Origin of the sequence: Micromonospora sp. NPDC050980 (assembly GCF_040653835.1) — a bacterium.
Classification (GTDB): domain Bacteria; phylum Actinomycetota; class Actinomycetes; order Mycobacteriales; family Micromonosporaceae; genus Micromonospora.
The window spans coordinates 130,229-140,434 of record NZ_JBFAGS010000016.1 but is presented as its reverse complement, the minus strand read 5'-3'; the positions used below and the strand labels follow the sequence as shown (position 1 = coordinate 140,434).

Annotated in this window: 9 protein-coding genes; 5 read left to right on the top strand and 4 right to left on the bottom strand. The window is 72.3% G+C overall.

The window, feature by feature from the left end:
• Nucleotides 1-209 precede the first annotated feature (209 nt).
• Entirely contained in the window at nucleotides 210-1,040 is an 831-nt protein-coding gene (locus AB0H28_RS22640) for an alpha/beta fold hydrolase (RefSeq protein WP_358043457.1), read from the top strand.
• A 4-nt stretch (nucleotides 1,041-1,044) separates the two neighbouring features.
• Here the strand turns inward: AB0H28_RS22640 and AB0H28_RS22635 are convergent, their stop codons facing one another.
• The 4 genes from AB0H28_RS22635 to AB0H28_RS22620 all read right to left on the bottom strand — a co-directional run bounded on the left by AB0H28_RS22635 (nucleotide 1,045) and on the right by AB0H28_RS22620 (nucleotide 6,059).
• Nucleotides 1,045-2,721 (bottom strand): CDP-glycerol glycerophosphotransferase family protein, encoded by a 1,677-nt coding sequence (locus tag AB0H28_RS22635; protein WP_358043454.1) that lies wholly within the window; start codon nucleotides 2,719-2,721, stop codon nucleotides 1,045-1,047.
• 17 nt (nucleotides 2,722-2,738) lie between these two features.
• The gene (locus AB0H28_RS22630; RefSeq protein ID WP_358043451.1) at nucleotides 2,739-4,238 is read right to left on the bottom strand and encodes a bifunctional cytidylyltransferase/SDR family oxidoreductase; all 1,500 of its coding nucleotides are present in this window, start codon (nucleotides 4,236-4,238) and stop codon (nucleotides 2,739-2,741) included.
• 125 nt (nucleotides 4,239-4,363) lie between these two features.
• Nucleotides 4,364-5,164, bottom strand: coding sequence for an ABC transporter ATP-binding protein (locus AB0H28_RS22625; RefSeq protein ID WP_358043448.1), 801 nt, complete (start codon nucleotides 5,162-5,164; stop codon nucleotides 4,364-4,366).
• Nucleotides 5,157-6,059 (bottom strand): ABC transporter permease, encoded by a 903-nt coding sequence (locus AB0H28_RS22620; protein ID WP_358043445.1) that lies wholly within the window; start codon nucleotides 6,057-6,059, stop codon nucleotides 5,157-5,159. The genes AB0H28_RS22625 and AB0H28_RS22620 overlap by 8 nt, the downstream gene beginning before the upstream one ends.
• A 154-nt stretch (nucleotides 6,060-6,213) precedes the next feature.
• Between AB0H28_RS22620 and AB0H28_RS22615 the strand changes: the two genes are divergently transcribed.
• The 4 genes from AB0H28_RS22615 to galE all read left to right on the top strand — a co-directional run bounded on the left by AB0H28_RS22615 (nucleotide 6,214) and on the right by galE (nucleotide 10,159).
• Entirely contained in the window at nucleotides 6,214-6,846 is a 633-nt protein-coding gene (locus AB0H28_RS22615) for a TetR/AcrR family transcriptional regulator (RefSeq protein ID WP_358043442.1), read from the top strand.
• A gap of 150 nt (nucleotides 6,847-6,996) precedes the next feature.
• Nucleotides 6,997-8,106: a DegT/DnrJ/EryC1/StrS family aminotransferase gene (locus AB0H28_RS22610; protein WP_358043439.1), complete on the top strand. Its 1,110-nt coding sequence runs from the start codon at nucleotides 6,997-6,999 to the stop codon at nucleotides 8,104-8,106.
• Nucleotides 8,103-9,110: a Gfo/Idh/MocA family oxidoreductase gene (locus AB0H28_RS22605; RefSeq protein ID WP_358043436.1), complete on the top strand. Its 1,008-nt coding sequence runs from the start codon at nucleotides 8,103-8,105 to the stop codon at nucleotides 9,108-9,110. The genes AB0H28_RS22610 and AB0H28_RS22605 overlap by 4 nt, the downstream gene beginning before the upstream one ends.
• 2 nt (nucleotides 9,111-9,112) lie before the next feature.
• Nucleotides 9,113-10,159, top strand: a complete 1,047-nt coding sequence (galE, locus tag AB0H28_RS22600) for a UDP-glucose 4-epimerase GalE (protein WP_358043434.1) — start codon at nucleotides 9,113-9,115, stop codon at nucleotides 10,157-10,159.
• Nucleotides 10,160-10,206 lie beyond the last annotated feature (47 nt).

The following is a 10,206-nucleotide window of genomic DNA, read 5'->3' as shown; positions in this document are numbered from 1 at the left end:
GTGGAACGCCATGCACCTCTCAAGTGCTCGCAGACAACCACCACGTTCCACCCGGCAGCGAGCGGGCTGGTGAGTGGAACGCCACGGCTGTCTCAGTGCTCCGGGAAACGGCGGGGGTGGGGGGAACCGCTCATGCCGGTTCAGTCGCCGAGGATCGGCACGGGGTTCGGTCTCGCGCATGGTGTCCGTCCGGTGGCAGACTGCGCCGTATGGGGGAAACGACGGTGACCCGTCACCTGGTGCTGCTGCACGGCATGGGTGCCACCGGTGAGGTGTGGCTGCCGTGGGCGCCGCTGCTGGAGCGCCGCTGGCCCGGTCGCTGGCTCGCCCCGGACCTGGCCGGCCACGGTTGGTCGCCGCCGCTGCCCGAGTACTCCTCCGCGGCCCTGACGCAGCGCGCGGCGGACGGTCTCGGGCCGGTCCGGCTCGGCCCGAACGACCGGCTCGTGCTGCTCGGGCACTCCCTCGGCGGCGTGGTGGCGTTGGCGCTGGCCGCCCGGCAGCGGGGGCTGCCGGTCGACGCCGTGGTCGGGCTCGGCATCAAGGTGGCCTGGTCGCCGGCCGAGTTGGCGAAGGCGGACGAGTTGGCGGCCCGCCCGGTGACCTGGTTCCCGACCCGCGACGAGGCGGCCCGCCGCTACCTGCGGGTCGCCGGCCTCGCCGGGCTGTTCGCCCCCGACCATCCGGTGGTCGACGCGGGGCTGCGCCGGGCGGGCGGCCATCCCGCCGGCGACCAGCCGGGGGACGGCCGCTGGCGGTTGGCCGTCGATCCGGCCCCGACCGGCGAGCAGCGGGGGGACGGCCGCTGGCGGCTGGCCATGGACCCGGCCGCGTTCGCGGTGGGGGAGCCGCCGCTGCCCGCGCTGCTGGCCGCCGTCGACGTGCCGGTGCTGCTGGCCCGCGGTGAGCTGGACCCGATGGTGACCGACGCCCAGCTCAAAGAGTTGGGCGTCGCGGTGGCCACGCTGCCGGGGTTGGGCCACAACGCGCACCTCGAGGACCCGGCCGCGGTGCTCGCGTTGCTCGACGCGTACCTCTGAGGGGTCAGACGGCCGCGCGCGGCGCCGGGACGGCGAAGTCCGGTTCCAGCTCGCGGCGGGCTGCGTCGAGGAACGCCTCGGCGTAGCGGTCGGCCGGGAAGTCGCCCAGGTAGCGGCTCCGGGCCGCCCAGCGCTCCGCGGCCTTGGGGTCGGTGTCGAGCAGCGCGGTGAGCACGTCGTCCACGTTCGACATGTCCCGGCGCAGCACGTAGCCGCAGGACGCGAGCGGGAACCGGGCGACGAAGTGCTCGCCGTCCGCGCCAGTGTCGGTGACCGCGTACGGCTTGCCGGAGTAGAGCCAGTCGGAGATGACGCCGGAGACGTCGGAGACCAGCGCGTCGGCGCGGTTGACGCACTCGGTGAGCGTCAGGTCCCGGGCCGCCGCCGCGCCCCACAGGTGCGGTCGTCCGGTCTTCGCGCGATCGGCGGCGAGCAGTTCGGTGAGCCGGGCGAGTTGCCGGGCCGACGCCGGGTTCCGGTCGGTGTACGGGTGGGCCCGCAGAATGACCGCCGCGCCGCGGTCGATCAGCCGGCGGATCAGCGTCTCCGCCACCGGCAGCGAGCAGTAGTTGGCGTCGGCGTGGTGCCCGGTCCAGGTCGGCGTGTAGAGGACGGTCGGGTGCGCCGAGGCGGGCGCCGGCTCCCGGCGTACCTCGATGGCCTCGACCTGGGGGCGGCCGACCACGACGAACTTCTCGGCGGGAATCTCCACGCCGGCGCGCGCGTACCTGTCGATCGCCGCCGGTCCGGCCACGAAGATCTTGTCGAAGATGGCCGAGACCGGGTTGGCGCTGGGGGCCTTGTCGCTGTCACCGTGGTGCAACTGCACGTGGGTGAGCTGGTGGAACCGGATCACGTGGGCGTTCTTCGCGCCGTGGTTGACGTAGAACGCCGCCCGCAGGCTGGGCACCAGCGCCTCGTCCAGGGCCTTCAGCGTCGGGCAGAGCACCACCGGGGCGCGGGTCGCGGCGGCCACGGTGGCGAGGAACTCCGGCTCCCGCAGCACCACCACGAACGGGCGACCGATCCGCTCCAGGTAGGGCAGCCACATGGTGACCTGGTATTCCGAGCCCGGCGGGGCGGAGAAGTGCAGCACGAACTCCGGCTGGTGCCGGCGCAGCGCCCGGCCGATCGGGCCGCCCCCGGCCGGCGGTCGGAACCGGCGCCGGGCGAGGTCGAGCGCGACCGCGGCGCAGCCGGCGCCGAACAGCAGCGTGACGGCCAGCGGCAGCCAGGCCGGCAGGGCCAGTGCGGCGGCGAGCGCCACCAGGACGAGCAGCAGCAGCAGGGCGTCGCCGAGCCGGGCCGCGACCGGCGGAGCCCAGGGGCGGACCGGCAGATTGGCGGCCCGGATCTCCAGCGCGCCGGCCTGGCGCAGCGGGCCGACCAGCAGGACCAGGCCGAGCAGCATCAGCGCGGTAGCGGCCAGCGCCGGATCGAAGCCGTCGTCGGCCCGGCGGGCGTAGCCGACCAGGATGCCGGCGGCCACCAGCACCGTCTCGACGAGCCCGTCGGCGGTGGGCCGGACCCGGCGTTCCCAGGCGGTGGCGGCCAGCGCGGCGACCGCCACGGCGAGCCCGACACCGGTGCCGCCGGTGAGCGCCACGACGAGGAACGCCAACACCGCCAGCCCGCTCGCCAGCGCCCGGGCGGTCAGCTTCCGGACCAGGTCACCACGCATCCGAGTCGTCCCGTCCGTCAGGCGCCGACGCCGACGTCGGCGCGGGGCGCGCCGGGTTGGGCGGGCACCGCGGCCACCGGTTCCCCGGGCGCGCGACGGACGTCGACCACCTGGCCGGTCAGCTCGCTGAGGAGGACGTCCAGGGATGCCTGGGCGACCGCCTCGGAGGCGAGCAGGGTGTGCGCCGGCTCCTCGCCGAACGCCTTGGTGCGCATCGGGGTGGCGGTGCGTTCCGGGTTGACGCAGTTGACCCGTACGCCGAACTCCGCCCACTCGTCGGCGAGCGCCTGGGTCAGGTTGACCAGCGCGGCCTTGGTGGCCGAGTAGAGCGCGTAGCGGGCCCGGCCCCGGGTGTAGGAGCTGGACGTGTAGAGCAGCAGTTGGCCCTTGGTCTGCTGCAGGTAGGGCAGCGACTGCCGGGCGATGGTGACCGGGCCGACGAAGTTGACGTGCAGGAGCCGGTCCATCGTCTCGTCGTCCATCTCGGCGAGCGCGCCCTTCTCCAGGATCCCGGCGGTGACCACCACGTGGTCGATCCGGCCGGTCGCCTCGAACGCCGTCTTCAGCGCGGCGGCCACGTCCTCGGCGCGCTCGACGTGGGTGCCGGTGGTGGAGCGGCTGAACGGGAAGACCTGGGCGCCGTGGCGGCGGGCCAGCTCGGTCAGGTCGTGCCCGATGCCGTAGCTGCCGCCGAACACCACGATGGTCCGGCCGGTCAGCTCCTCGGCGTAGCCGTGGTTGGTCAGCCGGGGCGCCTGGGCGGCGGCGAGCTGGAAGAGCTTGTCGGCCAGGTGCACGTCGACCGGGTGGGTGACCTTGATGTTCTCGTCCGAGCCGTCGATCACCTTGATCGGGGTGCCGGGCAGGTAGCGCAGCACCACGCCGCAGTCGTCGGTGGCGGCGAAGTCGCTGTCGCCCTCGGCCCGCCGGTACGCCTCGCGGATGGTGCCGGAGCGGAACGCCTGCGGGGTCTGGCCGCGGCGCAGGCGGGACCGGACCGGGATGTCGGTGATGCAGTCGTGCGCGTCGACCTGGATGATCGTGTCGGCCGAGGGGATGGCGACGTCGACCGCCGAGTAGCTCCAGAGCGCGTTCACGCACTCGCGCACGATCCGGGCGCTGACCAGCGGGCGGACCGCGTCGTGGAAGAGGATGTTGACGTCGCCGTCGCCTACCGCGTCGAGTGCGATGCGGGTGGTGTCGTTGCGGGTGTCGCCGCCCTCGATCACCTTGGTGACCTTGCGGAAGCCGGCGCCGGCGACGATCCGCTCGGCGTCGGGCACGTGGCCGGTGGCCATCAACACGATGATCTCGTCGATCTCCGGCGCGGCCTCGAAGACGGCGAGCGTGTGCTCGATGATCGGCTTGCCGGCGATCTTCAGCAGTTGCTTCGGGATGCCCAGGCCGAGGCGGGTCCCGGTCCCTCCGGCGAGGATCACGGCCACCGTGCGCGAGGGGCGCCAGGGTGCCGGGTTCGCCGGCGTGGCGTCCGGTGCGGTGGGGTGGTCCTGCGTCATTGCCGTACCTCACTGTGGGGAAGGGTGACCGGTTGGTGAACTTTGACCGACGGACCAGTGAACCTTAACGCGTACGGCGGAGCGCACCGCTTCGGGCGGGAGCCCGGGCGGTGCGCTCCGGCGGGCTACTTCTGGTTCTCGTACGCGTCGCAGACCTCGGCGGTCGGGCCGTCCATCTTCAGCACGCCGCTCTCCAGCCAGATGGTCCGCTCGCAGGTGTCCCGGATCGTGCCGATGCCGTGGCTGACCAGGAAGACCGTGCCGGCGCTGGCGCGCAGCTCGCGGACCCGCTCCTCGCTGCGGGCCCGGAACTTGCGGTCGCCGGTGGCCAGCGCCTCGTCGATCAGCAGCACGTCGTGCTTCTTCGCGGCGGCGATGGCGAAGCGCAGCCGGGCGCCCATGCCGGACGAGTAGGTGCGCATCGGCAGGGAGGCGAAGTCGCCGCGCTCGTTGATCCCGGAGAACTCGATGATCTCCGGGGCGAGTCGCTTGACCTCCTCCGGGGACATGCCCATGGCCAGGCAGCCGAGCACCACGTTGCGCTCGCCGGAGAGGTCGTTGAGCAGCGCGGCGTTCACGCCGAGCAGCGACGGCTGGCCCTGGGTGTAGACCGCGCCGCGGGCCGGCGGGAGCAGCCCGGCGATGGCCCGCAGCAGGGTCGACTTGCCGGAGCCGTTGCTGCCGATCAAGCCGATCGCCTCGCCCTGGTAGGCGGTGAAGCTCACGCCCTTGACGGCGTGCACCTCGCGGATGTTCGGCGCCTTGGTCCGGGAGGCGATCCGCTTGAGCGCGGAGACCGGGGAGGTGCCGCCGGTCGCGCCCTTGTGGATCCGGTAGATCACGTGCACGTCGTCCACCACCACGGTGGGGATGCGGCCCGAGTCGGTCACGGGGCCGGCGTTCACCGGCAGGGTCTGCTCAGCCACGGCCGTACTCCTTCTCACCGCGCCAGAAGTAGACGAAGCCACCGATCCCCATCACCACTGCCCAACCCGCCCCGAGCACCCAGAGCTTCGTGGGGGAGGAGACCAGGTTCTGCTGGTGCGAGTCGAGCAGGGCGTGCCGGGCCAGCTCGATGAAGACCAGCGGGGGGTTGCACTCGAGTAGGTTCGCCGCCCAGTCGGGCAGGTGCTGCCGGAACAACCTGACCGGGTAGAGGACGCCGGAGGCGTACAGCCAGGTCCGCATCACGAACGGCATGATCTGCCGCAGGTCGGTGACCTTCGAGCCGAGCCGGGCCATCACCATCGACAACCCGATGTTGAAGATGGTCTGGAGCACCAGCGTCGGCACGATGAACAGCCACCGGAAGGTGAGCGGCTCGCCGGTCAGCAGCACGATGGCGGCCAGCACGACCATGGACATGAGCAACTGCTGGAGCTGGACCAGGGTGACCGTGATCGGCAGCGCGGCCCGGGGGAACTGGAGCGCTCGGATCAGGCCCAGGTTGCTGGTGATCGCGCTGGTGCCGTTCGACGCGGCGGTCTGGGTGAACATGAAGATGAACACGCCGGTGCAGAGGTACGCGATGAAGTTCGACACGTCGCGGTGCTGGGACAGGATCACGCCGAAGATCAGGTAGTAGACCGCCGCGTTGGTCAGCGGCGTCAGCACCTGCCAGAGCTGGCCGAGTTGGGTGTTGCTCAGCGAGGAGGCGACCTTCGCCCGCGAGTACGCGGTCATGAAGTGCCGGTACGCCCACAACCGGCGGGCGTACTCGGCCAGTGGCGGGCGCTCGCCGGCGACCCGAAGCCCGTACCGCTGGGCCAGTTGGGCCCGGGTCAGTCCGGATTCGGGGTCGGCCACCGCGGTGTTGGCCATGATCAGGCGCTCCGATCTTTCGTGCCGATGGGGAGCAGTGCGGTGAAGACATCCAGCGTGGCCGGGCGGGGAGGAACCGCCTCGCTGCTGGATGGAAGGTAGTCCACCGAACGTCGGGACGCAACCGTACCGTCGTTGCGCTACATTGTTCCACGTGACCACCGAGAAGAGGCGTGCACCCGCCGGTGCGGCGGTGCTGCGTGGAGAAATCACCACCGCCATCCGCGCCGCCGTGATGCAGGAGCTGGCCGAGGTCGGCTACGGACGCCTGTCGATCGAGGCGGTGGCCCGGCGGGCCGGGGTGAGCAAGACCGCCATCTACCGCCGCTGGCGCTCCAAGCTCGACCTGGTGCTGGACATGGTCTCGGCGGTGGCCGGGCGTAACCTGCCCCTGCTGGACACCGGCAGCCTGCTCGGCGACCTGGAGATCCTGCTGCACGTGATGGCACGTGCGCTACGTCACCGGCTGGCCGCGCAGATCATCCCGGACCTGCTCGCCGAGGCGGCCCGCAACCCGCAGATCGGGGAGAAGCTCCAGGCCGCGCTGGACGACTACCAGCAGGCCGTGGGCCGGATCCTGATCGGCCGGGCGGTCGAGCGCGGTGAACTGTCGCCGGACACCGACCGGCGCGCCGCGGTGGACCTGATCGTCGGGCCGATCTACTGGCGGATGGCCATCTCCCGGGCGCCGCTGAAGACCGCGGAGGTGCCGCGCATGGCCGCCGCGATCGTCGCGGCGCTGCGGGTAGCATGCGTGGAGCCCGCCCGCGACGAGGTGGAAGTGTGAAGCACGACGAAGTCGCCGGCGCCCACCCGTCGATCATGAACAGCGTGCAACATCCGGCCGGACACTGAGCGCGAACTCAGCGCTTGTCCCCCAAACCGTTACCATCCCCCCGGAACATCCCCCACAGTCACGTCGACAGGAGGAAGCCCCATGGTCGGGCCGCATCCAGAGTTCATTCCCCCAGCACGACCGATCATCGGCGAGGCCGAGATCGAGGCGGCTGTCCGGGTGCTGCGGAGCGGCCGGGTCGTGCAGGGCCCCGAGGTCGCGGCATTCGAGGAGGAGTTCGGTGACCTGGTCGCCGGGCGGCACTGCGTCGCCGTCAACTCCGGCACCTCGGCGCTCCAGCTCACCCTGATGGCGCTCGGGTTCGGCCCGGGCGACGAGGTCATCGTCCCCTCGTTCTCGTTCGCGGCCAGCGGCAACGCGGTCCGGCTGGTCGGCGCCGAGCCGGTCTTCGTGGACATCGAGCCGGGCAGCTTCTGCGTCGACCCGGAGGCGGTCGCCGCCGCGATCACGCCGAAGACCGTGGGCATCATGCCGGTGCACCTCTACGGCCACCCCGCCGCGATGGACCGGATCATGGAGATCGCGCAGCGGCACGGCCTGGCTGTCGTCGAGGACGCCGCGCAGGCCCACGGCGCCGAGCTGAACGGCACCCCGGTCGGCGCGTTCGGCACCGCCGGCTGCTTCAGCTTCTATCCCACCAAGAACATGCACTCGCTCGAGGGCGGCATGATCACCACCGCCGACGCCGAGCTGGCCCGCACCCTGCGGCTGCTGCGCAACCAGGGCATGGAGCAGCGGTACGCCAACGAGATCGTCGGCGCCAACATGCGGATGACCGACGTCGCCGCCGCCATCGGCCGGGTGCAGCTCACCCAGCTCGCCGACTGGACCGAGCAGCGCCGCGCCAACGCCAAGTTCCTCGACTCCGCGATCACCGGCATGGTCACTCCGCCGGTCGCCGACGGCGCGAAGCACGTCTACCACCAGTACACGGTGCGGGTACGGGGCAACCGCGACGCCGCCCAGGCCCGCCTCACCGAGCTGGGCATCGGCAACGCGGTCTACTACCCGACCCCGATCCACCGGCTGAAGCCCTACCTGACCCAGGACGGCACGCCGGGCCCGTGGCACCTGCCGGAGACCGAGCGGGCCGCCGCCGAGGTGCTCTCGCTGCCGGTGCACCCGTCGCTCACCCAGCCCGAGCTGGAGCGGATCGCCGAGGGCGCGAACCTGGCCGGGGGCGCCCGATGAGCGAGGGACGCAAGCTGCGGGCCGGCCTGATCGGCCTCGGCGCCATGGGCCGCAACCACGCCCGGGTGCTGTCCAACCTGGACGGCGTCGAGCTGGTCGGCGTGGTCGACCCGGCCGGCGACACCACGGGCGCGCTGCGCGCGCCGGTGGTCGCCGAGGTGAGCGACCTCATCGCCCTGGGCGTCGACTACGCGGTGATCGCCTGCCCGACCGCGCTGCACGAGCCGGTCGGCCTGGAGTTGGCCGCCAACGGCGTCTGCGCGCTGATCGAGAAGCCGCTGGCCCAGTCCGTCGAGGCCGCCACGAAGCTGGTCGAGGCGTTCGAGGCCGCCGGCCTGGTGGCCGGGGTGGGGCACATCGAGCGCTACAACCCGGCGTTGCAGAGCCTGCGGACCCGGCTGGAGGCCGGCGAGCTGGGCGAGGTGTTCCAGGTCGTCACCCGGCGTCAGGGCCCGTTCCCACACCGGATCGCCGACGTCGGCGTGGTGATGGACCTGGCCACCCACGACATCGACCTGACCGCCTGGGTCACCGGCCGGGAATACACGTCCGTGTCGGCGCACACCGTGTCGCGCAGCGGCCGGCTGCACGAGGACATGGTGGCGGTGGTCGGCCAGCTCAGCGACGGCACGATGGTCAACCACCTGGTCAACTGGCTCAGCCCGCTCAAGGAGCGGTCCACTGTGGTCACCGGCGACAAGGGCTGCTTCGTCGCCGACACGCTCACCGCCGACCTCACGTTCTACGCCAACGCCGCCATCGACACCGAGTGGGAGGCGCTGCGCGCGTTCCGGGGCGTCGCCGAGGGCGACATGGTCCGCTACGCCATCCCCAAGCGGGAGCCGCTGCTGGTGGAGCACGAGCGGTTCCGGGACGCGGTCGAGGGCAAGGACAGCGACATCGTCACCCTCCGGCAGGGCCTGCGGACCGTCGACGTGGCCGGCGCGGTGCTGCGTTCCGCGACCGAGCGCGTCACGGTGGCCATCCCGCCGGCGCGGAGCTGACCGTGAAGGTTCTGATCGCCGGTGGCGCCGGCTTCATCGGCAGCACCATCGCCTCGGCCTGCCTGGACGCCGGCATCACCCCGGTGATCCTGGACAACCTCAGCACCGGGCGGGCCGAGTTCGTCGCGGACCGCATCTTCTACCACGGCGACATCGCCGACTCGGCGCTCGTCGACCGGATCTTCGCCGAGCACCCCGACATCGAGGCGGCGGTGCACTGCGCCGCCCTCATCGTCGTCCCGGACTCGGTCGCGCACCCGCTGCGCTACTACCGGGAGAACGTCGGCAAGACCGTCGAGTTCGTCGACGCGCTGGTGGCCAACGGATGCGGCCGGTTCCTGTTCAGCTCCTCCGCGGCGATCTACCAACCGGGGGAGGACTTCGCGGTCGACGAGACCTCCCCGGTCGCCGGCACCAGCCCGTACGGGGAGAGCAAGGCGATGGTCGAGCGGGTGCTGGCGGACAGCGCCCGCGCGTACCCCCTGCGGGTGATCTCGCTGCGCTACTTCAACCCGGTCGGCGCCGACCCGAAGATGCGCACCGGCCTGCAACTGCCGCGTCCGTCGCACGTGCTCGGCAAGATGATCGAGTCGGCCCGCACCGGCACGACGTTCCAGGTCACCGGTACCGACTGGCCGACCCGCGACGGCTCCGGCATCCGCGACTACGTGCACGTGTGGGACCTCGCGCAGGCCCACGTCGAGGCGCTGCGCCGGTTCGACACGGTGCTCGCCGGCGACCGCCGCTACGAGGTGTTCAACCTCGGCACCGGCGACGGCACGACGGTGCGGGAGCTGCTGGACGCGTTCAACACGGTGCTCGGCCGGCCCATCCCCACCGTCGTGGCGCCCCGCCGGCCGGGTGACTCGGCCGGCACCTACACCCGCAGCGACCGGGCCAAGCGGCATCTCGGCTGGACGCCGACGCTCTCGCTCACCGAGGGGATCCGGCACTCGCTCCAGTGGGCCGAGCTGCGCGACGAACTGCTCGGCCCGGCGGACGACGCCGCCGGTGCGGCACCTCCGGCCCGGGTGCCCGCCCCGCGCTGAGCCGGACGGAAGGACGAAGGGCCCCACCGGTCACCGGTGGGGCCCTT

What these genes read in the sequence shown, in the direction of transcription:
- AB0H28_RS22605 (WP_358043436.1), top strand. Translation starts at nt 8,103, where the DNA reads ATGAGCGAGGGACGCAAGCTGCGGGCCGGCCTGATCGGCCTCGGCGCC.
- AB0H28_RS22610 (WP_358043439.1), top strand. Translation starts at nt 6,997, where the DNA reads ATGGTCGGGCCGCATCCAGAGTTCATTCCCCCAGCACGACCGATCATC.
- AB0H28_RS22630 (WP_358043451.1), bottom strand. Translation starts at nt 4,238, where the DNA reads ATGACGCAGGACCACCCCACCGCACCGGACGCCACGCCGGCGAACCCG.
- AB0H28_RS22640 (WP_358043457.1), top strand. Translation starts at nt 210, where the DNA reads ATGGGGGAAACGACGGTGACCCGTCACCTGGTGCTGCTGCACGGCATG.
- AB0H28_RS22620 (WP_358043445.1), bottom strand. Translation starts at nt 6,059, where the DNA reads ATGGCCAACACCGCGGTGGCCGACCCCGAATCCGGACTGACCCGGGCC.
- AB0H28_RS22635 (WP_358043454.1), bottom strand. Translation starts at nt 2,721, where the DNA reads ATGCGTGGTGACCTGGTCCGGAAGCTGACCGCCCGGGCGCTGGCGAGC.